The organism is Bradyrhizobium sp. NBAIM14, from assembly GCF_020193895.1.
Lineage (GTDB): Bacteria > Pseudomonadota > Alphaproteobacteria > Rhizobiales > Xanthobacteraceae > Bradyrhizobium > Bradyrhizobium yuanmingense.
Map to the genome: position 1 here is coordinate 62110 of NZ_JADYVQ010000023.1, position 26550 is coordinate 88659.

Sequence of the window (26550 nt, forward strand, 5' to 3'; positions counted from 1 at the left end):
ATGGAAGCGCGCTTCAGGCCGATTTGCGCTTGACCGGGTCCGGAACCGGCTTGCCGCCGAGGGCGGCGAATTCGGCCAAAACCCGGTCGGCGCAGATGACGCGGTTGCGGCCGAGGCGTTTGGCGACATAGAGCGCCTCGTCGGCCGCGCCGAGCAGCCGGTCGGGGCCGCCGTCGGCACCGCCGGGAATATGGCTTGCGACGCCGACGCTGAGGGTAACGTGGTCGCCGGCGCCGATCGCGCCATGGGCGATCGCCAAGGCCATCACGGCGCAGCGGATCGCCTCGGCCACCATGCAGGCGCTGTCGCAATCCATGTCGGGGAGGATCAGCGCAAACTCCTCGCCGCCATAGCGGCTGGCGAGGTCGAGCGGGCGCACCGCATGCCGGCTGACGACGTCAGCCACCGCGCGCAGGCACTCGTCGCCGCTCTGGTGGCCGTGCTGGTCGTTGAACAGCTTGAAATAGTCGACGTCGACGAACAGCAGGGCCAGCGGCTTCTGCGTGCGTTGGGCGCGGGCCCATTCGCCGAGCAGCATCTGGTCGAAGGCGCGGCGGTTCGCGAGGCCAGTGAGCCCGTCCTTGGTCGCGAGCTCCTTCAGCGCCATCTCGGCGCGCTTCTGGTCGGTGAGGTCGCGCAGAGTCTCCACCACCGCGATCAGGTTGCCGGCCTCGTCGTGGATCGGGCCGGCGTCGATGGCGAGATAGAGCTGGCTGCCGAGTTTGGGCATCACGCACCAGTTCTCCGCTGAGAAGCCGAGCCCGTTGTGGCCGCGCGCGGCATATTCCGAATAATACTCCGGCAACTGCTCGGGCCGGTCGAGCGCGACGAGGTCGGCAAGGCAGGGGCGCTTCGTCTCGTAGAATGCCTGCCAGTGCTTGCTGGTGCCGATCACTTCGGCGGCCCCGACGCCGGTCAGCCGCTCGCAGGCTCTGTTCCAGATCACGACGCGGCGCTTCGGGTCAATCACGAAGGTCGGCACCACGAGGTGCTGCATCAGCCGGACGGCGTAGGAATCGGCGACATCGAGCGCCTTGCGCGACTTCGGCATCAGGCCACCGCAGCCACGGGCAAGCCATCGGAGGTACCGAACAGCTTGCGTACCTCGCTGGCCGGCTTCGGTGCACTGAACAGATAGCCCTGCATCTGCGTGCAGCCGAGCGCGCGCAGCATGTCGCGCTGCGCCTCGGTCTCGACGCCCTCGGCGACCGTGGTCATGCTGCTGGCGGCCGCGATGTTCACCACCGCCTGCACGATGATGGGCGAGCCGCTCGCCTCGGCGATGTCGACGACGAAGCAGCGGTCGATCTTGATCTTGTCGAACGGGAAGCGCTTCAGATAGCTCAGCGAGGAATAGCCGGTGCCGAAATCGTCGAGCGCGATGCGCACGCCGATCGACCGCAACTGGTGCAGGATCGAGAGCGCCGCCTCGTCGTCGCGGATCAGCACGGCCTCGGTGATCTCGAGCTCGAGCCGGCGCGGGTCGAGGCCGGAGGCGGCGAGCGCGCCCGCGATTCGCAGCGCCAGCGTGTCGCATTTGAGCTGCACCGGCGAGACGTTGACCGCGAGGCGCACATGCGCCGGCCAGGTCGCGGCCTCACTGCAGGCGGTGCGCAGCACCCAGTCGCCGAGCTCGGTGATGAGGCCGGTGTCCTCGGCGACCGGAATGAACTCCGCCGGCGACACCATGCCGCGCTGGGGATGGCGCCAGCGCAGCAGCGCCTCGCAGCCGGAGACTTCACCCGAGCGCAGGTCGACCAGCGGCTGATAGTGAATCTCGAAGCCGCCGTTGACGAGGGCCTGGCGTAAATCCTGCTCCATGCTGAGGCGTGCCTTGGCGCAGGCATCCATTGCAGGCTCGAAGAAGCGGTGGGTGCGCCGCCCCTCGGCCTTGGCCCCGTACATCGCGAGGTCGGCGTTCTTGACCAGCTGATCGAGATCGGCGCCGTCCTGGGGCGCCAGCGCGATGCCGATGCTGGCATCGGTGGAGAGCTGATGGCCGAGGCAATGATAGGGCTGCCGGATCGCCTGGTAGATCCGCTTCACGAAGGACAGCACGTCGGCGGAAGACCCGATGTCGGTCTGGATCACGGCGAATTCGTCGCCCCCGAGCCGCGCGATCAAATCGCCCTGCTTGAGACAGCCGCGCAGACGGCCGCCTATCGCCTTCAACAGCTCGTCGCCGACGTGATGACCGAGCGAATCGTTGATGCCCTTGAACTCGTCGACGTCGATGTAGAGCAGCGCAAACTGGCCGCCTTCGGCGACCTTCTCCAGCTCGCATTCGATCTGCTCGCGGAACAGGGCCCGGTTCGGCAGATCGGTCAGCGCGTCGTAATGCGCCATATGCGCGATCTTCTCGTGATCGCGCCGCCGCTCCGTGACGTCCTCGACGACATTGATGATGTAGCGCGGCTCGCCCGACCTGTCGCGGATTCCGATCCGGGTGGACGTGATGTAGCGCCGTCCGATGCTTGGCGTGGTCCACACGTGCTCGTCCAGGAACAGCCCGTCCGGCGATTGCAGCAGCTTGTCGTCGTCCCGGGTGATGATCCCGGCGGTTTCTGCCGGATAGAGATCGAACGCGGTCTTGCCGACGATCGTCTTGCTGGTTTCGCCGAGTTGTTGCTCGGCCACCTGGTTGGCCAGCAGGTAGCGCCGCGTGCGGGCATCCTTCACGGTGATCCGTGACGGGATATGGTCGATGATCTCGCGCAGGAAAGTGTAGTTGCGGTCGCGCTCCTGCTCCAGATTGCGCTGCTCGGTGATGTCCTCGATCGTGGCGACCCAGCCGCCCTGCGCGAGCGGCGTGTTGATGACCTGGAAGGCGCGGCCGTTGGCCAGCTGATGCGTTCTCGTCGAGACCGTGCCTTCGGCGACGACCCTCATGACGTCGGCGCAAAACGCTTCGACATCGCCATCGAATGCGCCGCGCTCCTTGCGATGATACATCGCCTCGCGGATGTGGCAGCCGGGCTTGATGACGTCGTGGGACAGGCCGAACATGTCGGCGTAGCGGCGGTTGCAGGTGACGATGGTGCCGCCCGCGTCGTACAGGATCAGCCCTTGCGACATGTTGTTGAGGGCGGTGTCGAGCCGCAGCCGCTCCGCTTCGATGCGCTGCTGGGCTTCGCGGTTCTGCCGGTTGATCTGGCGGATGATCAGATAGAGGATCAGCGCGATGGTGGCGGCCGAGAGGGCAGCGGTCGCCACCAGGAAGCCGGTCTGCTGGCGCCAGTCCGCGAGCGCGGCCGCTGTGGTGTTGGTGGCGATGATGACCAGCGGAAAGTGCTTCAGCGAGGCGGCCGAACCGAGCCGCTCCTCGCCGTCGATCGGGCTGTTGCCGCGGTGGCTCTGATGACCACCTTGCGCCAGCACCTTCTGCATCAGTGGCGCATCCCTGAAGTTCCGCCCGATCAGCTCTTCGCGATGCGGATGACGCGCCAGCATCTTGCCTTCGCGGTCGAACAGAGAGATGGCCGTACCCTCGCCGAGGGCGACGGAGGCGAAGTAGTGCTGGTAGCTGTCCGGATTGATCCGCCGGACCATCGCGCCGAGGAAGGTGCCGTCCGCGCCGTTCAAGCGGCGTGCGACGATCGTGGTCCATTTGTTGATGATGAAGCTGCGGACCGATTCCAGAAGCACCGGCTCGGACTGCGGATTCAGCTTGAATGTCTTGAAATAGGCGCGTGAGGAGACGTTGATCTTGGGCAGCGGCTGGGCCCGCGACCAGTTGATCAGATCGCCCTCGGCATCGTAGATCGCGATGTCGCCGAGATACGACACGGAGCTGATCTTGCTGCGCAGCATCTGGTTTGCCGCAGGCCCGGACATGCGCTCGCGGAACATCGCAGGCGAGGTGATCTCAGGCAGGTTCATCTGCCCGATCAGGTCGGCGGCGACGGCGTCGGAATCCTCGAATTGCTGATCGAAATGCCGTGCGATCAGCTTCACCGTGTTTTCGAGCTCACGCTCGCGGTTGGCGAGGGTCCGCTCGCGGAATTCGCCGACCGCCATGGCCGTGACGATGAAAATGCCCGCGACCAGAAATACGCCGCACAAGGTCAGCCACAGGACAGGACCGCGGCGCGCCAAGGCCTCCCAGCCGTTCCCCGCGGCTAGAGACATTCCGGCTGCTACCTTGGCAAAGACCTGGCGCATTCCCCCTCCCTGGAAGAACAGGAATACACCGCACAAATGGCGCAAACCTTAGGAAAACCAGTTACCTGAGCGTTAATCCGGTTGCGTGATGGCGCCAATATGTAGCCGCGCTTGTATCGCGCCGGTTGTGCGGCGCCCGCCGCAAACGCGGCGCTGCATCATGAATCATCGGTTAATGCGAGGCGCCGGCGGTCTTCTTGCCGCCGCCATGGCGCAGCCGTCCGACCACGCCGGTCGGGAAGAAATAGACGCTGGCGATGAATAGCAGCCCGAGCCACAGCAGCCAGCGGTCGGGATGCAACAGCCCCGGCAGCAACGGCAGCCCGGCTTCGCCCGCCGCCTTGGAGGCGACGCCCATCAGCGACTGCAGATAATTCTGGGCAAGGATGAAGATGGTGGCGCCGATGATCGCGCCGTAGATCGTGCCCATGCCGCCGATCACCACCATCAGCAGGATGTCGAGCATGATGGAGAAGCTCAGCGAGGTGTCGGGACCTGCATAGCGCAGCCACAGCGCATTCAGGATGCCGGCGCTGGCTGCGACGAGAGCGGCGAGGCAGTTGGCGTAGGTGAGGTGGAACACGGTGCGGAAGCCGAGCGCCTCGGCCCGGAAACGATTTTCGCGGATCGCCTGGAGCACGCGCCCGAACGGCGAGTTCACGACGCGCAGCAGCGCGAGGATCATCAGGGCCGAGATCGCGAACACCAGGTAGAAGGTCAGGATGCGGCCGTTGATCTCGAAGCCGAACAGGTTCTTGGAGATCAGCACCGTGCCGGGGCGCAGCAGCTCCGGCAGCTGGAAGCTGCGCCCGTCCTCACCACCGGTCAGCCAGGACAGCTGCGAGGCCAGCACCTGGAAGGCCGAGGCGACCGCAAGCGTGATCATGGCGAAGAAGATCGCAGCGACCCGCAGCGAGAACAGCCCGATGGCGAGCGCAAGCAGGGCTGCGAGCGGCAGGCCGGCGACGATGCCGGTGGCGACCGCGGCCCAGTTCGGACCCATGCCGTACAGCGCGATCGCGATCGCGTAGCTGCCGATGCCGTAGAACATGGTGTGGGCGAACGACACCGAGCCGGTATAGCCGAGCAGGAGATCGTAGGAGGCGACGAGGGCTGCGAAGATGCAGATCTTGGCCGCGACGTTCAGTGCCTTGGCGCCCGGGAACAGGAATGGCGTTGCCGCCAGCGCCAGGATGATGACGACGAGAACGAGCGTCAGGACGCGGCTGCGCGGCGGATCGCCTGAGAGGATCATCATCGGCTGGTCACCGCATAGAGGCCGCGCGGCCGCCACATCAGAATGGCGACCATCAGCAGGATGTTGGAGACGAGGGCGAGCTTCGGCACCAGGAAGCCGCCGTAATTGGCGACCATGGCGACGAGGATGGCGCCGATGAAGCAGCCGCCGATCGATCCCAACCCGCCGATGATGACGACGATGAAGATCAGGACGGTGAGGTCGTCACTCATGGAGGCGTGCACCTGCTCGCGGTAAAGCGCCCACATCACGCCGCCGAGGCCGGCCAGCGCCGATCCGGTCATGAACACGCCGAGGAACAGGCGGCGGATGCGGTAGCCGAGCGCCTCCACCATCTCGCGGTTCTCGACGCCGGCGCGGATCAGGAGGCCGAGCTTGGTGCGGTTGAGCACGAGCTGGATCGCGATGAAGACGGAAAGCCCGATCAGCATCGCCAGCACGCGGTACTTGGCGATCGCGACGTCGCCGATGATGAAGGAGCCGCGGAGCGAGGCCGGCAGCGGCATCGGGATGATCTGCGGCCCCCACAGCGCATAGAGCGTCTGCTCGGCGACGATCAGGCCGCCGGTGGTCATCAGGATCTGCTTCAGGTGCTGGCCGTAGACGGGAAGGATGAGCACGCGCTCGACGACGAGGCCGAGCGCACCCGACACCGCCATTGAGAGCAGCGCGGCTGGCCCCAGCACCGCGAGGTTCATCCAGAGCGAATCGGCCTGGATGGACGCCGCGAACGGCGCCAGCACCAGGGTCGCGACATAGGCGCCGACGGCGATGAAGGCGCCGTGGCCGAAATTGAGCACGTCCATCAGGCCGAACACCAGCGTTAGCCCTGAGGCCATGATGAAGATCATCATGCCCATGGCGAGGCTCGCGACGGTCAGCGTCAGCCAGGACGAGGTCGATCCGATCAGCGGGATCATCAGCAGCGCGAGCGCGAGCGGCAGCAGGATCGGCGCGAGATCGCGTTTCGGCTTCGGCAGCGGATCGGTTGCGGCAAGGTCTGTCACTGATGCGCCTCCAGGCTCAGGCCGAGCAGCCGCTCCTGCAGCGGCACGTCGGCGGCGAGTGCCGCCATCTCGCCGCGATGAACGATGGTGCCGTTGTCCATCACCAGCACGTTGTCGCCGAGCTCGCGGGCGGCAAAGAAATTCTGCTCGACCATCAGGATCGTCGCGCCCTTGCGCTTGATCTCCTTCAGGCACTCGATCAGCGCCATCACGATGGCGGGCGCGAGGCCCTTGGTCGGCTCGTCGATCAGGAGCAGCTTGCGCGGCTCGACGATCGCGCGCGCAATCGACAGCATCTGCTTCTGCCCGCCCGACAGGCTTCCCGCGCGCGACAGCCAGAAGCGGCGCAGTGCCGGGAAGAAGCCGAAGATCCAATCCAGCTGCTTGTCGTCGAGCGGCGCGTCGCGCGCCGCCAGCACCAGGTTCTCCTTCACCGTGAGATCGGAGAACACGGCCATGCTCTCCGGCACGTAGCCGACGCCGAGCCGCGCGATGTCGGGCGTCGCAAGGCTCTCGATGCGCTGGCCTGCCAGGGTGATCTCGCCTTTCGAGGCCTGCCACAGCCCCATGATGGTGCGCAGCGTCGTGGTCTTGCCGGCGCCGTTGCGGCCGAGCAGCATCGTGACCTGTCCTTCCGCAACGGCGAGATCGATGCCCTGCAGGATGTGATAGCGCCCGATATGGGTGTGCACGCCGGAAAGCTTGAGGAGATCGCTCATGCTGCGCTCCCTGTAGCGCTTTTGGGCGCGACGCCGAGATAGGCTTCCTGCACGATCGGCGAGGCGATCACCTCGGCGGGTGCGCCGTCCGCCACCAGCTGCCCGTTGTGCAGCACGATGATGCGGTCGGCGAGCGAGCGCACCACGTCCATCTTGTGCTCGACCAGGAGGATGATCTTGCTCTTGTCCTGCTTGAGCTGCGCGATCAGGTTCAGGACGATCGGCACCTCGTCGATGCTCATGCCGGCGGTCGGTTCGTCGAACATGAAGACTTTTGGCTCGAGCGCGATCATCAGCGCTACCTCGAGCTTGCGCTGGTCGCCATGCGACAGCGCGGTCGCAGTGACGCCGCGGCGATTGCCGAGCGCGACCTGGTCGAGGATGGCGTCGGCGCGCGCGATCAGGTCGCGGCGCACCATCCAGGGCCGCAGCATGTCGTAATGCGTGCCCGCTGCCGCCTGCACCGCGAGGCGGACATTCTCTTCCACTGAGAGGTTCGGGAAGAGATTGGTGAGCTGGAAAGCACGTCCGAGACCCGCACGGGTGCGCATTGGTGCGGAATGCTCGGTGATGTCGGCGCCGTCGAACAGGATGCTGCCGCCGGATGCCCGCAGCTGGCCCGAGATCAGATTGAAATAGGTGGTCTTGCCGGCGCCGTTCGGCCCGACGATGGCGGTCAGCTCGCCCGGGCGAAACGTGCAGGAGACATTGTTGACCGCGACATGGCCGCCGAAGCGGATGGTGAGGTCGCGGGTTTCGAGGGTGAGCGGCATGGAGAGTCTGGCAAATGATGAAACGAGATAGATCCGCAGGTCACGCTGCGCTCCCTCCCCCGCTTGCGGGGGAGGGTCGGGGAGAGGGCTGTCTCCGCAGGCGAGAACCCCCAAGAGGAAGGAGTCCTCTCCCGGCCTCTCCGCGTCCGCCTTCGCCAAGGCTTCGGCGGACAAGAGCGGGAGAGGTGAAGCAAGAAAGCTTACCGCTTGTTCTTGATCGGAACGTTCATGTCCTCGATCTTCAGCTCGCGCACCGGCTCGAGCACGGCCCAGGCGACGTTCGGATCGACCTTGACCTTGAAGTGATACATGCTCTGCAGCGCCTGATGGTCCTCTTTCCGGAACACCATCTTGCCCTTGGGCGTGTCGAATTCGAGGCCCTCCATCGCGCTGATCAGCTTCTCGGTGTCGGTCGACTTCGCCTTGTTGACGGCGGCGACGACGGACATTGCGGCCGCAAAGCCGCCCGCGGTGAAGAAGTCCGGCGGCGCGTTGAAGCGCTTCTGATGCTCGGCGACGAGCCAATCGTTCACCGGGTTCTTCGGGATCTCATAGAAGTAGTAGGTCGCGCCTTCCATGCCGGGCAGACCCTTATAGGCGGCGAGCGCCGGCAGGATGTTGCCGCCGGTGGAGAGCTCGATGCCGTAGCGCTTCGGGTCCATGTCCTGGAGCTTGGCCAGCGGATTGCCGGCGCCGGCCCAGATCACCCAGATCACCTTGCGGCCAGGCTTGTCCTTCAGCGCGTCGAACAGGCGCTGGCCGACCGCAGTGAAGTCGGTGGTCGAGGTCGGGGCATATTCTTCCGCCGCGAGCGTCGCGCCGGTCTTGGCGAGCGCTTCCTTGAACGCGGCGACGCCGTCGCGGCCGAAGGCGTAGTCCTGCGCCAGCGTCGCCACGGTGACGCCCTGCTTGCCGATCGCGACCGCGTTGGAGATCGCGTCCTGCGAGGAGTTGCGCGCCGTGCGGAAGATGTAGCGATTCCATTTCTCGCCGGTAATCTGGTCCGCGACCGCGGGCTCGACGATCAGGATCTTCTTGTTCTCCTCGGCGACGGGAAGAATGGCGAGCGCCGCGGCCGACGAGGTCGTGCCGATCGCGATATCGACCTTGTCATCCTGATAGGCCTCCGAGAGCGCGGCCTTGGCGAGGTCCGGCTTGCCCTGGTCGTCCTTGGTGATGATGACGATCTTGCGGCCGTCGAGCGTCATGCTGCCCTTGGTGGCGTATTCGAATCCCATCTTCAGGCCGGTCTCGGTCTGCTTGGCGTAGGCCTCGAGCGGACCGGTCTTGCCGTAGATCAGCGCGATCTTGAGATCGTCGGCGAGCGCGGAGGTGCCCGCGCCGAGCGCGAGGATGGTTGTTGTTATGATGAGTGATCGACGCACGATGGTCCCTCCTGATGTAAAGTTTCTGCCAACAGCGATTTGCACAACGTCACGAACATTGCAATTGATCCTTCCGGCGGCGTGCGCCGGCGCGAGAGCATGCATCATTTTTGGGCCTGGCTCGCATTGCGCGCCGCGCCGGCCTCGACCTGGCGCCAGTCCGACTGCGCTTCCTCCGCGCTCTCGAAGATGTGCGGCGCGACGCCGCGCTTCTCCAGGGCTTCGCCGAGCTTGATGCGCAGGAAACCCGACGTGGTGTAGCGCGACACGCCGGAATAGAAGCGGTCGACGAGGCTGCGCACCATGGCCGAATAATCGTCCATCAGTTCCGGCAGGATAGAAAAATTGTCATAATTGACGATGGCGTAGACGCGGCGTCCGAGCGGCGCCAGGCGGGCCTCGACGATGGCGGCGATGGTGTCGATCTCCGCCTTGCTGCGCAGCGGATAGCGCTCGAGATTGACGAAGAACAGGTTCTGCTGCTCGTCCAGCGTGAAGCGCTGGTCGAGCGGGATGGTGAGCAGGCGCTCGCGCAGATCCATCAGGCCGTCGCCGAAGATGCGCGCGTCCATCAGGGCGGGGTCGCGCGGGATCAGCGGCTTGAAGTCCATCAGGCGCAGGATGTCGCGCTCGATGTCGATGCCGGGCGCGACCTCGACGAGCTCGAGCCCGTCCTCCCGGAGCTCGAACACGCAGCGCTCGGTGACGTAAAGGGTGCGTTGCTTGCGCGCGGCGGCAAACGGGCCGCTGAAGGTGACGTGCTCGACATTCTCGACGAATTTGCGCGACGTGGCCTCGTCCAGGATGACGAGCTTGCCGTCCTTCACCGCGATGCGTTGCTTGCCCGCACCGAACGTGCCGACGAAGATCACTTCCTTGGCGTTCTGGCTGATGTTGATGAAGCCGCCAGCGCCTGCGAGCTTCGGCCCGAACTTGCTGACATTGAGGTTGCCGGCGCGGTCGACCTGGGCAAGCCCAAGGAAGGCGGCGTCCAAACCGCCGCCGTCGTAGAAGTCGAACTGGTACGGCTGGTCGATCACCGCCTGCGTGTTGATCGCCGCGCCGAAATCGATGCCGCTCGCCGGGATGCCGCCGATCACGCCCGGCTCCGCCGTCAGCGTGATGAGGTCGATGATCCGCTCTTCATTGGCGACCGAGGCGATCCCCTCGGGCATGCCGATGCCGAGATTGACGACGCTGTTGGCCTTCAGCTCCAGCGCCGCGCGCCGGGCGATGATCTTGCGCTCGCTGATCGGCATCACCGGCAGCGAGGCGGCGCGGACCCGGATCTCGCTCGAGAAGGCCGGATTGTATTGCGTGCCGAAAGTCTGCCAGTGGTTCTCGGGCCTCGACACCACGACACAGTCGACGAGGATGCCGGGAATCCTCACTTGACGCGGATTGAGGCTGCCGGCCTCGGCGACGCGCTCGACCTGGGCGATGACGATGCCGCCGGAATTATGCGCCGCCATGGCGATGGCAAGCGCCTCCAGCGTCAGGGCCTCCTTCTCCATGGTGAGATTGCCGTCGGGATCGCCGGTGGTGGCGCGGATGATCCCGACATCGATCGGGAAGGTCTTGTAGAGCAGGCACTCCTCGCCGCGCAGCGTGATCAGCTCCACCAGGTCCTCGGTGGTGCGTGCGTTCAGCTTGCCGCCGCCGTGCCGGGGATCGACGAAGGTGCCCATGCCGACGCGGGTGATGTGGCCGGGCCGGTGCGCGGCGATGTCGCGGAACAGGTGCGTGATGACGCCCTGCGGCAGGTTATAGGCCTCGATCTGGTTCGCGATCGCGAGCTGCTGCAGTTTCGGCGCAAGGCCCCAATGCCCGCCGATCACGCGCCGCACCAGGCCTTCATGTCCGAAATGATTGAGGCCGCGCTGCTTGCCGTCGCCCTGACCGGCCGCATAGACCAGCGTCAGATTGCGCGGCTTGCCTTGCGTATAGGGCGCATCGCCCTCATGGGACAGATAGAGCTCCTCCAGTGCGATGGCGATCTCCTCGGCAAAGCCGATGCCGACGAAGCCGCCGGTTGCCACCGTGTCGCCGTCGCGGATCAGCATGACGGCTTCATTCGCCGAGACGACCTTGCCCTTCTCGGAATTGCGCAAGTAAGGCAGAGCTGGATGATGGCTCACGGCGTTCCTCCCGCTCCCTGGACCGTAGGCCTTGTTGTGCTTGATCTTATCGCGAAGCGCTGCCCCGGAACAGGTTGCTCCTCGCGAAGGAAAGACGGCAAAGCGGAGAGCAAGGTCCGCGCCAGATCCCGCAACCTCGCGCAAAACCGCTGAAATCTGCGGCAATTGCCTGCAATCTGTCCCGGAAGAGCAGCCGGGTGCGGTGTCCGGAATCCGAGACTCCGGACAGTCCGGTGTCTCGAAACTCAGACGGGCGCCGATCCCGAGGCGAGGCCGAATTTCGCGAGCTTCTTGTAGAAGGTCGCGCGCGAGATCCGCAGCATCCTGGCGGCCTCGGTGATCTGGCCGTTGCTGGCGGCGAGCGCCTGCTCGAGCGTGTGCTTCTCGAACTCGGCCTCGGCCTCGGCATAGGGCACCACCAATCCGGCCGGGCGCTCGGCCGGTGCAAGCCTGACCTCGGTGCCGATGGGGAGAATGCGGGCGACATCCTCGCCGGTCAGCCGCCCGGAATCGCTGAGGATCAGCGCGCGCTCGAGGATGTTGCGGAGCTCGCGGACATTGCCCGGCCAATCGTAACGGGCGAGCGCAGCGAGCGCGCTCGGCGTGATCTTCGCCTTGACGTAGTCGCCCGACGCGCTGATGTCGTCGAGCAGCCGGGCGCAGATGTCGGGGAGATCGTCGAGGCAGTGGCGCAGCGGCGGCAGGTCGACCGAAAGCACGTTGAGGCGGTAGTAGAGATCGGCGCGAAATGCGCCGTCGCTGACACGCTTGCGCAGGTCCACATTGGTCGCGGCGATGACGCGGACGTCGACCCTGGTGATCTTGTCCGAGCCGAGCGGCTCGATCTCGCGCTCCTGCAGCACGCGCAGCAGCTTGGCCTGCAATTGCAGCGGCATCTCGCCGATCTCGTCGAGGAACAGCGTGCCGCCGTCGGCAATGCGGAACTTGCCCTCGCGTCCCCGTCGGTCGGCGCCGGTATAGGCGCCCGGCGCAGTGCCGAAGAACTCCGATTCGATCAGGGTCTCGGGGATGGCGGCGACGTTGACGCTGACGAACGGCTTGTCGGCGCGCGAGGAGGCGTTGTGAATCGCCTGTGCCAGCATCTCCTTGCCCGTCCCGGTTTCGCCGGTGAGCAGGACGGTGACGCTCTGCCGCGCGGCGCGGCTGGCGATCTCCTTGGCGCGCGCGATCGCCGGCGTCGTGCCGACGAAATCGGCAAAGGTGAAGCGCGCCGCCCGGGCGTTGGACAATTGCCGCCGCGCCAGCCGCAGATCGCTCTCGAGCTGGGCGACGCGGGCGAGCAGGGGCTTCAGGCTTTCGAGATGATCATAGAGCACGAAGCCGATCGCGCCGATCACCGTCCCGTTCTCGTCCTCGATCGGCATGCGGGTGACGACGAGTTGCTCGCCGCCGAGCTCCATGATGTCGAGCAGGATCGGCTCGCCGGTCTCGGCCACCTTCCGCATCAGGCTGTTCGGGATGACCTCCTCGATCGACCGGCCGATCGCCTCGCTGGCATGGTCGAGACCGAGCGCGGCAAGATATTTCTCGTTGACGTAGACGACGCGCCCGCCGCGATCGATCGCAATCGCGCCCTCGCAGAGCTTCTCCAGCCGCTCGAACAGCGTTTCCATCGCGCGCGCACGGAGATAGGCGGGATCGCTGATCGAGGAGGCGGCGGCAGGCATGAGATACCTCGGGGAGGTCCGCCCCGTGTATTAGCAAAAGTGCAGCGATTTCAAAGGGGGAAATGGCGCCAAAGGAGGAATGGGCGCTGAACAATCGCTGTCGTCCCGGGGCGCGCAAAGCGCGAGCCCGGGACCCATAAGCACAGGGCGCAGTGCTGCGCGACGCTCCCACTCCGAGTCTTTCCTTTTGGGTATGGGTCCCGGGTTCGCTTCGCGCCCCGGGACGACAGCGGTATGTGTCGCGCCGCCCCTACCTTCGATACCCGCTCGCCCGCGAATAGCCCTGGCGGTGCTGTTGCGCCGGGCGGCTTGCCACGCTGACCCGCGCCTCGCTCGAGGAGGGCGTTGCGAGCTTCAGCTCCTCCAGGAAGATCGGCCGGGAGAAATAATAGCCCTGCGCGTAGCGGATCTTGGTGGCGGCCTGCAGATAGGCCAGCTCCTCGTAGGTTTCGAGGCCTTCGGCGATCACCGTCATGCCGAGCGCCTCGCTCAAGGATTCGATCGCGCGCAGGATACCCTGGCTGCGCGGACGATTATGAATGTCGGTGATGAAGGAGCGGTCGATCTTGATCTCGTCGGCGGTGATGTCGGCCAGCGCCGAGAGCGAGGAATAGCCGGTGCCGAAATCGTCGATGGAGACGCCGACGCCGAGCTTGCGGAACATCGGCAGGATCTCGTCCTGAAAATGATTCTTGGCGACGAAAGCATCTTCCGTCACCTCGATCATGAACCGCTGCGGAAAGCCGGTCTCCTCCAGCGCCTGCGCAAAGCTGCGCATGAACTCGGGATTGCCGGCCTGCTTGGCGGCAACGTTGATGCTGATGGTCGCTTCCGGGCCGAACGTGTCGTTGATCAGGTCGATCGACTTGACGATCTCGGCGAGCACGAGATGGGTCAGCTCGTCGATCAGGCCGAGCTCGCCGGCGAGATTGATGAACGAGCCGGGCGCCTGGATCACGCCTTCGTCGTCGCGCAGGCGCACCAGGGCCTCGATGCCCTTCACGGCCTGCGTGCGGATGTCGACCTTGGACTGGAAGGCGCAGCAGAAGCGCTTTTCCAGGATGGCGAGCCGCAGCGACTGCTCGACCTTCATCCGCGCCTGCGCCTCGCGCTCCATGCTGGCATCGAAGAAGGCGGCCAGTCCCTTGCCATTGTTCTTGATGCGGTACATCGCGATGTCCGCGTTCTGCCGCAGCGTTTCGAAGCTGCGTCCATGGTCGGGATAGAGGCTGATGCCGACTGAGGTCGAGGCGAACACTTCCGAATGGTCGATGAAGAACGGCGCGGTCAGCCGTTCCAGCGTCGATTGCATGAATTCGGCGACTTCCTCCTGGCTCTGGACCGGTGACAGCAGCAGCAGGAATTCGTCGCCCGAGATGCGCGAGAGTATGTCGGAATCGCGCAAGTCCCGTCCGAGCCGCTTCGCCAGCTCGACCAGCAGCGCGTCGCCCACGGCGTGGCCGTAATAGTCGTTGATGTGCTTGAAATTGTCGACGTCGAGGAAGGCCAACGCAAAGCGTTCGCCGCCGTCGTCGCGCGCGAGCAGGGCATTGGCGCGGTGCTCGATCACGCGGCGCGAGGGCAGCCCGGTCAGCTCGTCGAAATAGGCCGAGCGGAACAGCTGGTCCTCGAAATTCTTCTGCTCGGTGATGTCGGAGGATGCCGAGATCAGCAGCTCGCGTCCGTCGAGACGAACGGGGCGATGGGTCGTGAGCAGCACCTTTCGCGCGGCGCCGACGTGAAGCGCTTCCTCGGTCACGACGGGCTGCCCGTCGCTCAGGGCCTGGCGGCAGGCCTCGCGCCGCGGCGTCAGATCGGGTGAAGGACGGCTGCCGTCCAGGCCGAGCTGCGCGGCGGCGGCATCGTTGACCAGCAGCAACTCGCCATGCGCGTCCTGCACGGTGAGGCCGGCCGGCAGCATTCTAACGATTTCCTTGAGAAAACCGAGCTCGGCTTCAGTCGCGCCGGAATATTGATTGTCGTTCATAGAAGTCATGAATCTTGTTGTTTCAGCGCGCCTTTGCAATGAGCGCGATCTTCCGCGGTTCCCTCTTAAGTTTGGTTAAGGGGTCAGGAGAAATACGGGGGTGTTTTGGAGAAAACTTGCGACGATCCGACGCGCGCTGGCGATCGTCATTAACGGAGCGTCAACGCGCTCGGCGAAACAGCGAAGTATCCGCGTGGGAGCGATTTCGCCTGCGGCCATCCTTCGAGACGCCCGCCGTGGGCGGGCCCTCAGGATGAGGGCCGGAGTGCGCTGCGCGATATCACCCGAGCACCGATGCCGCTTAGCCTCATCCTGAAGAGACCGCGAAGCGGTCGTCTCGAAGGACGAGGCGCTTGCTCAGGTCGCGCAAGTGCCACACGCGATTGCGCCACCGCGCGGGCAGCAAGGAGCACACCTTACATGTTGCGACGTCTACTCGCTTCGTGGAATTCGGCACTGCATGATGCAATGCAGCCCGGTTTTCAGATACGAGATCTCAGTTTTGCCGTCGAAAGCCGACAGTGCCGACTTCAAGAGCTTGGTGCCGAAGCCGGGCTCCGACACCTTGTCCACGCTCGGTCCTTCGGTTTCGTCCCAGGTGATCGTCAGGCGGTCGTCGGTGATGGTCCATGACACCTGCAACAGACCGCGCGGTGAGGAGAATGCGCCGTACTTGCCTGCATTGGTGGCAAGCTCGTGAAACATCAATGACAGCGTGACCGCGAGCTTGGGCGGCAGGAACAGCCGCTCGCCGTTGAGCGTGAAGCGGACATGGCCGTAAGGCCCGAGCTCGGAGATCAGAAGGTCGCGGATGTCGCAGCCGGCTTTGTCGATCCGCGAGATCAAATCATCGGTTGCGGCCAGCGAGCGCAGCCGCGGATCGACCCGGGCCCAGACCTGCGGCTGGTCGTGCAACACCTGGTGCACCACGGCATGCACCGTCGACAGCTTGTTCTTCAGCCGATGCTGGAGCTCCTCCACCAGCAGCTTGCGATAATCCTCTTCCTCGATCAGGCGTTTGGAAATTCGGCGCTGCTCGGCCAGCATGGTGCGATAGTGCTCGACACCCCAGATGGTGATCGCGCACACGACCCAGTAAAGCGCCAACAGGACAAACCGCGCGCGATCCGCAAACGCATCGCCGAAATTCAGGGTGACGCCGAGCACGCCGCCGACGAGCGCCGTCACGATGCCGATCCGGAATCCGCCCAGGGCCGCAGCAAAGAAGACGGCCGGGAAGTACGGGGTGAAATAGATGTCGGGACGAACCTGAGCGAGGCCCCAGCGGACCAGGGTTGCAGCCAACAGGCAGACCACCGCAAAGCCGATGCTCAGAGCGAGCGAGGGCGGCGCCGCACCCTGCCAGCCCTTGCGGAACTCCTCGATCAGCTTCCTCATGCACTGCCTGGTTGCGATAGGCGTTCGACGGTCGAGCGGCCCGTGAGGATGTTACGCATGCCGCCCATACAAGCATAGCTTGCCTTGTCGGAAGCGGGCAGGAATAGTGACCGCTGCGGCGACGGCGGCGGCCGGCATTCGCCATTTGGCATCAAATCACTCGAAAACAGGAACATTCCATGGGCAGGCTGGACGGCAAGGTTGCGGTGATCACGGGGGCGACGAGCGGCATCGGATTGCGCACTGCGGAAGTCTTCGTTGCCGAAGGTGCCAAAATTGTGATCGCAGGCCGGCGCGTACCGGAAGGCGAGGCGCTGGCGCAGCAGCTCGGGGAAAGCTGCGTCTTCCGTCAGACCGACGTCACCGTCGAAGCGCAGATGCAGGCGCTGATCGCGCTCGCGGTCGACAAGTTCGGCAGGGTCGATTGCCTGTTCAACAATGCCGGCGGGCCGGCGCAGACCGGCGGCATCGAAGGCCTCGAGGTCGAGCGGTTCGATGCGGCGATGGCGACGCTGGTGCGCAGTGTCATGCTCGGCATGAAGCACGCCGCGCCCTACATGAAGAAGCAGGGCGGGGGCAGCATCATCAACAATGGCAGCATTGCCGGCCGCCTCGCCGGCTTCTCGTCGTCGATGGTCTATGGCGCGGCCAAGGCGGCGGTGATCCATCTCACCAAATGCGTGGCGATGGAGCTCGGCGAATCCAATGTTCGCGTCAATTCGATCTCGCCCGGCGCGATCGCGACCGGCATCTTCGGCAAGGCGCTGGGGCTCTCGACCGATGCCGCCGAGAAGACGCCGGCGGTGATGCGCGAGGTCTACAAGACCGCGCAGCCGATCCCCCGCGCGGGTCTTCCTGAAGATATCGCCCAGGCCGCAGTGTTCCTGGCCAGCGACGAATCCAGCTTCATCAACGGCCACGACCTCGTCGTCGACGGCGCCATGACCGGCGGCCGCAACTGGAGTCAACAGCAGCAGGGCTATGTGGCCCTGCGCAAGGCGTTCGACCAGGGGGCGTAGCAGCTCCGGCGATGGTGCCGTAGGGTGGGCAAAGGCGCGCCCTTCGCGCGCCGTGCCCACCATCGATGTTTGCACCCGGAGAAACGTGGTGGGCACGCTTCGCTTTGCCCACCCTACGAGATCGGCGCCTAAACCGCCTTCACCTTCACCCGCAGCCCGTCCCGCGGCTTCGGGATCGGCCACATCTGCCAGTCGGGCTTGTAGCCTGGCGCGAGCGACACTTCGATATTCTCCAGGAAGTGCCGCGCGAAACATTTCGCCTGCATGTAGGCGAAGTGCAGGCCGAGGCACATATGCGCGCCGCCGCCGAACGGCACGAAGGCGAAGCGGTGACGGCCACGCTGTGCGTCCTCGGTGAAGCGCATGGGATCGAAACGGTCCGGCTCCGGCCAGATCTCCTTCATGTGGTGGGTATAGAGCGGGTTGATGCCGATCGCCGTGCCGGCGGGGATCGCAAAACCCTTGAAGCTGAAATCGCGCATCGCGCGGCGCGGCATCGACGGCACCGGCGGCTTGAGCCGCAGCGCTTCCTTGAACGCCATCTCGGTCAGCGGCATCTTCTCGAGATCGTCGAAGCTGGTCGGCGCGCCGGAGGCGAGGCCGAGCGCGAGCACCTCCGCGCGCAGCCGGTCCTGCCAGTCCGGATTGGCGGCGAGCTCGCCGATGAAGGAGGTCAGTGACGAGGTCAGCGTGTCGTGCGCGGCCATCATCAGGAAGCTCATATGGTCGATGATGTCCTGGTCCGACAGCAGCGCGCCGTTCTCATGGGTGGCGCGGCAGAGCTGCGAGAACAGATCGTCGCCACCGTGATTGCCGCGCCGCAGCGGAATCTGCTCGCGGAAATAGGCGATGATGCGCTTGCGTCCCTTCACCCCTCGCGCCATCTGGGTGCCGGGCAGGGGGCGGCGGATCGGGGTGACGGCGGCGGCCACCATGTCGACGAAGGCGCGGTTGATCTCATCGACCTCGGGCCCGATATCGGCGCCGAGGAAGGAGGCCGCGGCGAGATCGAGCGTGAGCTGTTTCATCGCCGGATAAAGCTGCATCTCGCCCGGCTTCGCCTTCCACTGCGCGACGCGCGCGGAAATGCCCCGGTCGAGATCGCCGAGATAGGACTTCATCGGCCCGGACTTGAACGCGACCGAGAGCGCCTTGCGATGCAGGCGATGCTCCTCGAAATCGAGCAGCATCAATCCGCGCGGAAACAACAGCCCCAGCACCTTGTCCCAGCCATGGGTCGAGGAGAACAGCTTCTGCTGGTCGAACAGCACGAGCTCGTTGGCCTCGGGCCCGAGCAGCACGACGTTGGTCTCGCCGAAAAAGTGCGTGCGGTAGACCAGACCGTACTTGGCGCCGTTCGCCTCAATATGGCCCTTGGGGTCGGCGAGCACCTGAAAGGTCTTGCCGATGATCGGCCAGCCTTCGTCACCGGGAATGTGCGTCAGCTCGTTGCGCCTGGGCGGAGTGAACGGAAGCGCAGGGGCGGCCACATTCTGCATCGACATGACGATTGCTCCGGTTGGCTGGCCCCGCAAACATAGCACGATCCGGCCGCGATGAGCTGCGGTCGTCTTGCGCACAAAATCGTCACTCCCACCGCCGTCGTCCCCGCGGAGGCGGGGACCCATAACCACAGGGAGGAGTTTTGGTGCGAGGCTGGTAGCTCCGAGTCTTCGTAAATCCGCATCCTGTGGTTATGGGTCCTCAGATGCGCAATTGCGCATCATAGCTCGCGCTGCGCGCGCCCCGGGACGACGAGTGGAGTGCCTACCGCTTCGCCGCTTCCTTCTGCAGATCCGGCGCGTTGACGGCGGGAATGGCGACGCGGCCGGGGCCTGTCACCTTCAGCGCCTCGGCGGCCTTCTCGTTCTCCATGATCTTGGCCATCACGGCCTGACCCGCACGCTCGAAGATCGCGCGGTTCTCGATCACGAATTTTTGCGACCTGCGCAGCCCGTCGATATAGCCGTTGATCTCGGGCACAACGTAGCGCGCCACCATGTCCCAGCTCCGGCGCGTGTTTTCCGGATTGGCCCAGTCGTGAACGAAGCCGATGACGGCGCCGACGCCGCCGGAGACCTGCATCACGTTCTTGATGGTCTTGACGAGATCGTCGGGCGTGCCGATGGTGGACGCGGCCCCCTCGACGAAGGCGGTCTTGTCGACGGCCTCGTCGGGCGAGGAGAACGCGGTGAGGCCCGGCCGCTGCAGCGTTCCGACATTATATTCGTTGTGCCAGCGCATCAGCCCGGCGCCGGCCTCGCGGCGGGCTTGTTCGCGCGTCTCGGCGATGTGCCAGGTCAGGAGCACGCGCCAGTCGGCGCGACGCACCGTGGTTCCGTGCTTCTTGGCGGCATCCTCGGCGAACTGCCATTGCTGCTGCAGCGACATCAGGCCCTGGGTCGTCATCGAGCCCAGCGAGATGATGCCGATGCCGTATTTGCCGGCCAGCGTCATGCCGGAGGGCGAGATCTGCGAAGCTACCACGAACGGCATCTCCTCCTGCAGGGGCAGGATCTGCAGCGCGGCGTCGTTCATCGTGAACCAGTCGCTTTTGGCGGTGACGCGCTCGCCGTTGAAAAGGCGGCGGATGATGCCGATCGCCTCGTCCTGGCGGTCGCGCTGCGTCATCGGATCGATGCCGAGCGTGTGCGCGTCGGAGGCGAGCGCGCCCGGTCCGGAGCCGAAGATGGCGCGGCCGCCGGTCATGTGGTCGAGCTGCACCATGCGCTGGGCGACGTTGAAGGGATGGTGATAGGGCAGCGACACCACGCCGGTGCCGAGCTTGATCCGCTTGGTGCGCTCGCCGGCGGCGGCCAGGAACATCTCGGGCGAGGCGATCATCTCCCAGCCCGAGGAATGATGCTCGCCGCACCAGAACTCGTCATAGCCGAGCGCATCCAGCTGCTCGACCAGGTCGAGATCGCGCCGGAACTGCAGCATCGGATGCTCCCCGATCGGGTGATGCGGGGCAAGAAAGGCTCCGAACTTCAGGCGCGCCATGGCGGTCTCTCCGGCTGAATTTTCTGTTTGTTGGTCGTGTCAGGCTACGTGCCTGACGGCACGAACGCAATCACGCGATGTCCCGCGCGGTGGAATGCAGGCATGCGCGGTGGCAAGCGAGACGTTGCGTAGTCCTCGCCTCCTGCGCGCTTCATCACGATAACGACACGCAGCGCGATTGGGCCGGTTCGTTCATTCGCGTTCGCACCTCCGCGTCGAAGCCTCACAATCAGCGCGCGCAGAATTCCTCGCCTCGCTCTTGTCATTTGTGACATTCGTCATGATGGGCGCCGCATTTCCGGCGCGGATACGCCGCGCATCGGCACGAGATTGCGGACGTTGCGGTTAATACGTGCGGATTCTTGCAGATTTTCAGCCAATTTCCCGAGATTGACAGCGCACGGTCTTTTTATTTTGCGCCGCAGCAACTATCTGGTTGGGCTGGACGTTGAACGTCGCCCACCAGGAACTTGCCGTGTCGTTAGCCAGAAACATCGATCTGTTGAGACGTCTGCCCCGGCTGGACGGACTGCGCTTCGCCGAGCCCGGCCGCGGTGCAGATGGATCGAGCCCGCTGCAGGAGGTCACTGGCTTCGGCGACAATCCCGGCGCCTTGCGCATGTTCGCGTTCGTGCCGGCGCAATTGCAGCGGCCGCGCGCGCTCGTCGTCGTGCTGCATGGCTGCGGGCAGACGGCGGCCGCTTACGATCTCGGTGCGGGCTGGTCGACGCTCGCGCAACATTACGGCTTTGCGCTATTGATGCCCGAGCAGCAGCGCATCAACAATGCCAACACCTGCTTCAACTGGTTCAATCCGGAGGACACCGCGCGGGACAGCGGCGAGCCGGGTTCGATCCGCGCGATGATCGCGCACATGGTGAAAACGCATCGCATCGATCCCAGGCGCGTCTTCATCACCGGCCTATCGGCCGGCGGCGGCATGACCTCGGTGATGCTCGCGACCTATCCGGAAGTCTTCGCGGCCGGCGCGATCATTGCCGGGCTGCCTTACGGCATCGCCTCGAACTTGCGCGAGGCGCTCGACGGCATGTTTCATTCCCCGGCGCGCCCTTCGCGCGAGCTCGGCGATCTCGTGCGCAGCGCCTCCGATCATCGCGGGCCCTGGCCGAGGGTCTCGGTGTGGCACGGCAGCGCCGACCGCACCGTCAATCCCGGCAATGCCAACGAGATCGTCAAGCAGTGGCTCGACCTGCATGGCTTGCCCGAACTGCCGATGGCGGAGACCAATGTCGACGGCTATCCGCGCCAGGCCTGGTGGGACAAGGACGGCGAGACGCTGGTCGAGTCCTACGCCATCACCGACATGGCGCACGGCACGCCGCTGGGGCTCGCCGACAACGATCAGCGCTACGGCATCGAAGGTGCCTTCCTGATCGAGGCCGGCATCTCCTCGTCCTACCACATCGCAAAGTTCTTCGCTCTCACCGGCTGGATTGCGGACGCCGCGACGACGAAGGCGGAAGCCACGAAGCCTGGCGCGAAACCGGCACTGTCGCCGGCACCGCATCTCGCCCGCTCGATCCGCACCGCGGTCGCCGCGGAGCCGGCCGAGCCGCAGGGCGAGAAGGCGCGCGGCTTCGACCTCGGCCAGATCATCACGCGCGCGCTCACGGCCGCGGGGCTGATGAAATAGCTCCACCCCGCTGTCGTCCGGAGGGCAAGGTCTACCCCGTCTGATCGATCACCTCGACCGGCGTCACGCTGATCTCGCCGCCCGCGACCTTCCGCGTCACCTCCTGGTAGTGCTTGAAGAAGTCCCGCGATTGCAGCGTTTTCTGCGCAGCATCGTCGGCGACGCTGGCGAAGTGGAGATAGCTGCCGTCGTCGCGATGCTTCAGGCAACGATAACCGATCCTCCCCTTCAGCTCCGCATCGGCGTCGATCGCCCTGATGAAGCGGCCGATCTCGCGGTGCCACTCCTCCGTCGTGCCGTTCTTGAACGCGTATCTGATCATGAAGTGCTTCATGTGACGCTCCCTGTTCGTCTTGTGCGTCATCATCTGCGCGCTCGATACGATCCCGCAAGTATGGACAAAATTGATAGTATGGACTTTTTCGCCGTTGCTCCTATCCTCATCGCATAGCGTTTTCGAGCGAAGTGGATACCGGTTCGCGTAAAGAAAACGCGTCAAAACAAGAATCTTCCACATGGAGGAAACGACATGGCGAAGACGTCTCCCGCGCGCACCTGTCCGGTTGCGGCGTTTCAGAAGATGATCAGCGGCAAATACAAGCTGCGCATCGTCTGGGACCTCAAGGACGGCCCGCGCCGCTACGGCGAGATCAGAAGCGGCTTGCTGCGCGGCGCATCAGGCAGCGCCGAGATCACCCCGCGCGTGCTCAGCCGCGAATTGAAGGCGTTGACGATGAGCGGCCTGATCGACCGCAAGGATTTCGGCGAGGTGCCGCCGAAGGTCGAGTACCGCCTGACGCGAAAAGGAAAGAGTTTTGTGCCCGTCGTCGCGGCGATCCGCGAATGGGGTGAACGAAACCTCGGCGAGCCCGTGCTCACCGAGGCTGCCGAATAAGACTCACATCTCGCCGGTGATGAACGGATTGGTCATCCGTTCCTGGCCGATGCTCGAGCCGGCGCCGTGGCCGCAGATGAAGCCGACATCGTCGCCGAGCGGCAGCAATTTCGTCTTAATCGAACTGATCAGCGTGGCGTGACTGCCGCCGGGCAGGTCGGTGCGTCCGACCGAGCCGGCGAACAGGACGTCGCCGACATGGGCAAACCGCAGATCCTTGTTGAAGAACACCACGCTGCCGGGCGAATGACCCGGACAATGCAGGATATCGAACTGCAAGCCGCCGATCGACACGCTGTCGCCCTCGTCGAGCCAGCGGTCGGGCGTGAAATCGCGTCCTCCCGTCATGCCGAAGCGCGCGCCGCTCGCCACGACGTTGTCGAGCAGGAACTTGTCCGCGACATGCGGTCCCTCGATCGGCACCGTCAGCGCATCGCGCAGCTCGGCCGCGCCGCCGACATGGTCGATATGGCCGTGGGTCAGCCAGATCTTCTCCACCGTGACGCCGCTTCTCTTGATCGCATCCAGGATCTTCGGCACGTCGCCGCCGGGATCGATCACCACGGCCTTCTTGGAAGGCTCGTCCCAGATGATGGTGCAGTTCTGCTCGAACAGCGTCACGGGAACGATGATCGCGCCCGCCTTGGCTTGCCGGGATTCTCGCCGGGATTCTTGGCTGTCGTTTTGCTCGGTCATGGCCTCACAATGCCGATTTTTGCCGGGCCGCCAAGCAAAAGATTCGGGCCCGCGCCAGGGAACAACCGTCACACGGCCGTCCCAATTGGCCTGCCATTTTGAACCGGGGCGTTGCTGTCGCGTTCTCCCGCGCAAGGCGTCAGATTTGGGTGGTCTTCGGCATGGCTCACGACAACGAGAATTGGTGGCGCGACGGCATCTTCTATCAGATCTATCCGCGCTCGTTTCAGGACTCGGACGGTGACGGCGTCGGCGATCTCGCCGGCATCCTCAAGAGGCTGCCTTACGTCAAATCGCTCGGCGTCGATGCGATCTGGCTGTCGCCGATCTTTCCCTCGCCGATGGCCGATTTCGGCTACGACATCTCGGACTATGTCGGCATCGAGCCGCTGTTCGGCACGATGGCCGATTTCGACGCGTTGCTCGCGGCCGCCCACGACAATGGCCTGAAGCTGATCCTCGATCTCGTGCCGAACCACACCTCCGACCTGCATCCCTGGTTCACCGAGAGCCGGTCCTCGCGCGACAATCCCAAGCGCGACTGGTACATCTGGCGCGATCCTGCGCCAGGCGGCGGCGTTCCGAACAATTGGTTGTCCGAGTTCGGCGGCAGCGCGTGGGCTTTCGACGAGACCACGGGACAATATTACTACCACGCCTTCCTCGCCCAGCAGCCGGATCTCAACTGGCGCAATCCGGACGTCCGCAAAGCGATCTACGACGTGATGCGGTTCTGGCTGGACAAGGGCGTCGACGGCTTTCGCGTCGACGTGATCTGGCACCTGATCAAGGACGCCGAATTCCGCGACAATCCGGCCAATCCGCACTACGTCGAGGGCCGTCCGCCGAACGAAAAAATCCTCACGCAATATTCTACCGACCAGCCGGAGGTGCATGACGTTATCGCCGAGATGCGGCGCGTCACCGATTCCTATGGCGCGCGCGTCTTGATCGGCGAAATCTATCTGCCGCTGCACCGGCTCGTGGCCTATTACGGCAACGATCTCACCGGCGCGCAGATGCCGTTCAACTTCGCGCTGCTCTCGACCTTCTGGAGCGCCCGCTCGATCGAAAAGATCATCGAGGATTACGAAAAGGCATTGCCGCGCGGCGCCTGGCCGAACTGGGTGCTCGGCAATCACGATCGTCCGCGCGTCGCGAGCCGCGTCGGGCCCGAGCAGGCCCGCGTCGCGGCCATGCTGCTGCTGACGCTGCGCGGCACGCCGACGCTGTACTACGGTGACGAGATCGGCATGCACCAGCTCGCGATCGCGCCGGAGGACGTGCGCGATCCCTTCGAGAAGAACGTCCCCGGCATCGGTGTCGGCCGCGACGGCTGCCGCACGCCGATGCAATGGGATTCCTCGAACTTCGCAGGTTTTTCGCAAGCAAGGCCGTGGCTGCCGCTGCCGGAGGATCACATCCGCGAGAATGTCGCCAATCTTGAAGCCGATCCGCGTTCGATCCTCAATCTCTACAAGCGCCTGATCGGCTTGCGGAAGAGCTGCCCCCCGCTGGTCACGGGCGATTATCATCCGATCGCCGCGCAAGGCGATCTGCTGATCTATCGCCGCGCGGCCGGCGGCAAGGCCGTGATCGTCGCGCTCAATCTCGGCCCCGATCCGGTCGCGGTGACCACCAGCGCGATCCGTTTCGGCAGCAGCATCTTGCTGTCGACGTTCCTGGATCGCGAAGGTGAGGAGATCGAAGGCGTGCTGGACCTGCGCGGCAACGAGGGCGTGGTGGTGGCGGCGCCCGCCTAACTGTCGTCCCGGGGCGCGACGAAGTCGCGAGCTATGATGCGCAATTGCGCATCTGAGGACCCATAACCACAGGAAGAAGTTTTGCGACGACTCGGAGTTGCCCGCTTTGCCCCACACGTCTCCCTGTGGTTATGGATTCCGGGCTCGCGCTGCGCGCGTCCCGGAATGACGGGCGGGATGGAATCGGCTATTCTCCCGCCATGGACAACACCGCCCGCATCACACTCGTGCCGCCGCCGGATCGTCGCCAGTCGGAGACCGCGCTGGCGATCGCGCGCGGCACCGCGCGTCTGTTGCGCTCGCTCGGCTTCTCCTGCATCAGCGAATTGCCGCTGCCGTCGGGCCGGCGCGCCGATCTCGTCGCGCTGAACGAGCGCGGCGAGATCTGGATCGTCGAGATCAAGTCGTCGGTCGAGGATTTGCGCGCCGATCAGAAATGGCACGAATACCGCGCCCATTGCGACCGGCTGTTCTTCGCCTTCACGCAGGATCTGCCGTGCGAGATCTTCCCCGATGACACCGGCCTGATCGTCGCCGACGCCTACGGCGCGCACCTGCATTGCGAGGCACCCGAGCACAAGCTCGCCGCCGCCACACGCAAGCAGATGACGGTGCGGTTCGCGATGGCGGCGGCCTTGCGGATCAACCGCCTGGTCGATCCGCAGGGCCATGCGGATTTCTGGGAGTAGGCTGACTTCGTAGCCCGGATGGAGCGCAGCGCAATCCGGGACAATTGCAGCCCGTCGCGCCAATCCCGGATTACGCTGCGCTCCATCCGGGCTACGCAGTGTCGTAGGGTGGGCAAAGCGAAGCGTGCCCACCAATTAAAATTAAGCAGGATCGAAATAGAGAACGTGGGCACGGCGCTTCGCGCCTTTGCCCACCCTTGTAATAGCGCAATCGGATATTGATTGGGGTGTTCCGAGAGGAATGGCCTGCCGGGGCTGCAACCCCGGCAGGCCGCTGGCGATCGGATCGAGCCCACCCAGAGCAGTTTGTGGCTGCC

Annotated in this window: 20 protein-coding genes; 5 read left to right on the forward strand and 15 right to left on the reverse strand. The window is 64.9% G+C overall.

Features of this window, described 5'->3' with window-relative positions; all coding sequences use genetic code 11:
• Positions 1-13: 13 nt before the first annotated feature.
• The 11 genes from I6F28_RS32950 to I6F28_RS33000 form a co-directional block, all read right to left on the reverse strand.
• Entirely contained in the window at positions 14-1051 is a 1038-nt protein-coding gene (locus I6F28_RS32950) for a sensor domain-containing diguanylate cyclase (RefSeq protein ID WP_225143037.1), read from the reverse strand.
• Positions 1051-4161 carry a bifunctional diguanylate cyclase/phosphodiesterase gene (locus tag I6F28_RS32955; RefSeq protein ID WP_225143039.1) on the reverse strand — a complete coding sequence of 1037 codons (3111 nt, stop codon included), beginning with the start codon at positions 4159-4161 and terminating at the stop codon, positions 1051-1053. Before I6F28_RS32955 ends, I6F28_RS32950 begins: the two co-directional genes overlap by 1 nt.
• A gap of 172 nt (positions 4162-4333) precedes the next feature.
• Positions 4334-5419: a branched-chain amino acid ABC transporter permease gene (locus tag I6F28_RS32960; protein WP_225130158.1), complete on the reverse strand. Its 1086-nt coding sequence runs from the start codon at positions 5417-5419 to the stop codon at positions 4334-4336.
• Complete coding sequence (locus I6F28_RS32965; RefSeq protein ID WP_036002397.1) at positions 5416-6426, reverse strand: branched-chain amino acid ABC transporter permease; 1011 nt, start codon at positions 6424-6426, stop codon at positions 5416-5418. The genes I6F28_RS32960 and I6F28_RS32965 overlap by 4 nt, the downstream gene beginning before the upstream one ends.
• A complete protein-coding gene (locus I6F28_RS32970) occupies positions 6423-7145 on the reverse strand; it encodes an ABC transporter ATP-binding protein (protein ID WP_036038610.1) in 723 nt (240 codons plus the stop codon). Before I6F28_RS32970 ends, I6F28_RS32965 begins: the two co-directional genes overlap by 4 nt.
• A complete protein-coding gene (locus I6F28_RS32975) occupies positions 7142-7918 on the reverse strand; it encodes an ABC transporter ATP-binding protein (RefSeq protein WP_225143041.1) in 777 nt (258 codons plus the stop codon). The genes I6F28_RS32970 and I6F28_RS32975 overlap by 4 nt, the downstream gene beginning before the upstream one ends.
• Positions 7919-8118: 200 nt before the next feature.
• Positions 8119-9303, reverse strand: coding sequence for a substrate-binding domain-containing protein (locus tag I6F28_RS32980; RefSeq protein WP_225143043.1), 1185 nt, complete (start codon positions 9301-9303; stop codon positions 8119-8121).
• 104 nt (positions 9304-9407) lie between these two features.
• The gene (locus tag I6F28_RS32985) at positions 9408-11441 is read right to left on the reverse strand and encodes an acyl CoA:acetate/3-ketoacid CoA transferase (protein ID WP_225143045.1); all 2034 of its coding nucleotides are present in this window, start codon (positions 11439-11441) and stop codon (positions 9408-9410) included.
• Between the two features lie 245 nt (positions 11442-11686).
• The gene (locus tag I6F28_RS32990; protein ID WP_036002382.1) at positions 11687-13129 is read right to left on the reverse strand and encodes a sigma-54 interaction domain-containing protein; all 1443 of its coding nucleotides are present in this window, start codon (positions 13127-13129) and stop codon (positions 11687-11689) included.
• A gap of 250 nt (positions 13130-13379) precedes the next feature.
• On the reverse strand, positions 13380-15116 hold the full coding sequence (locus tag I6F28_RS32995; protein ID WP_057025910.1) for a putative bifunctional diguanylate cyclase/phosphodiesterase: 1737 nt from the start codon (positions 15114-15116) through the stop codon (positions 13380-13382).
• A gap of 432 nt (positions 15117-15548) precedes the next feature.
• Entirely contained in the window at positions 15549-16514 is a 966-nt protein-coding gene (locus I6F28_RS33000) for a sensor histidine kinase (RefSeq protein WP_225143046.1), read from the reverse strand.
• Positions 16515-16693: 179 nt separating this feature from the next.
• On the opposite strand from I6F28_RS33000, the gene I6F28_RS33005 reads away from it, so the two are divergent.
• Entirely contained in the window at positions 16694-17533 is an 840-nt protein-coding gene (locus I6F28_RS33005; protein ID WP_225143049.1) for an SDR family NAD(P)-dependent oxidoreductase, read from the forward strand.
• Between the two features lie 128 nt (positions 17534-17661).
• Here the strand turns inward: I6F28_RS33005 and I6F28_RS33010 are convergent, their stop codons facing one another.
• Both I6F28_RS33010 and I6F28_RS33015 read right to left on the reverse strand, forming a co-directional pair.
• Positions 17662-19038 carry a cytochrome P450 gene (locus I6F28_RS33010; protein WP_225143050.1) on the reverse strand — a complete coding sequence of 459 codons (1377 nt, stop codon included), beginning with the start codon at positions 19036-19038 and terminating at the stop codon, positions 17662-17664.
• A gap of 262 nt (positions 19039-19300) precedes the next feature.
• Positions 19301-20536 carry an LLM class flavin-dependent oxidoreductase gene (locus I6F28_RS33015; RefSeq protein WP_225130145.1) on the reverse strand — a complete coding sequence of 412 codons (1236 nt, stop codon included), beginning with the start codon at positions 20534-20536 and terminating at the stop codon, positions 19301-19303.
• Between the two features lie 475 nt (positions 20537-21011).
• Between I6F28_RS33015 and I6F28_RS33020 the strand changes: the two genes are divergently transcribed.
• Positions 21012-22190 carry an extracellular catalytic domain type 1 short-chain-length polyhydroxyalkanoate depolymerase gene (locus I6F28_RS33020; protein WP_225143052.1) on the forward strand — a complete coding sequence of 393 codons (1179 nt, stop codon included), beginning with the start codon at positions 21012-21014 and terminating at the stop codon, positions 22188-22190.
• Between the two features lie 31 nt (positions 22191-22221).
• Here I6F28_RS33020 and I6F28_RS33025 read toward each other — a convergent pair whose 3' ends face one another.
• On the reverse strand, positions 22222-22524 hold the full coding sequence (locus I6F28_RS33025) for a hypothetical protein (RefSeq protein ID WP_225130141.1): 303 nt from the start codon (positions 22522-22524) through the stop codon (positions 22222-22224).
• Positions 22525-22719: 195 nt separating this feature from the next.
• Here I6F28_RS33025 and I6F28_RS33030 point away from each other — a divergent pair, with 195 nt between their 5' ends.
• On the forward strand, positions 22720-23085 hold the full coding sequence (locus I6F28_RS33030; RefSeq protein ID WP_036002358.1) for a winged helix-turn-helix transcriptional regulator: 366 nt from the start codon (positions 22720-22722) through the stop codon (positions 23083-23085).
• A gap of 3 nt (positions 23086-23088) precedes the next feature.
• Here I6F28_RS33030 and I6F28_RS33035 read toward each other — a convergent pair whose 3' ends face one another.
• Positions 23089-23781 carry an MBL fold metallo-hydrolase gene (locus I6F28_RS33035; RefSeq protein ID WP_225143054.1) on the reverse strand — a complete coding sequence of 231 codons (693 nt, stop codon included), beginning with the start codon at positions 23779-23781 and terminating at the stop codon, positions 23089-23091.
• A gap of 161 nt (positions 23782-23942) precedes the next feature.
• Here I6F28_RS33035 and I6F28_RS33040 point away from each other — a divergent pair, with 161 nt between their 5' ends.
• Both I6F28_RS33040 and I6F28_RS33045 read left to right on the forward strand, forming a co-directional pair.
• Positions 23943-25544, forward strand: coding sequence for an alpha-amylase family glycosyl hydrolase (locus I6F28_RS33040; RefSeq protein ID WP_225143056.1), 1602 nt, complete (start codon positions 23943-23945; stop codon positions 25542-25544).
• 200 nt (positions 25545-25744) lie between these two features.
• On the forward strand, positions 25745-26233 hold the full coding sequence (locus I6F28_RS33045) for an MmcB family DNA repair protein (RefSeq protein WP_036024021.1): 489 nt from the start codon (positions 25745-25747) through the stop codon (positions 26231-26233).
• Positions 26234-26550 lie beyond the last annotated feature (317 nt).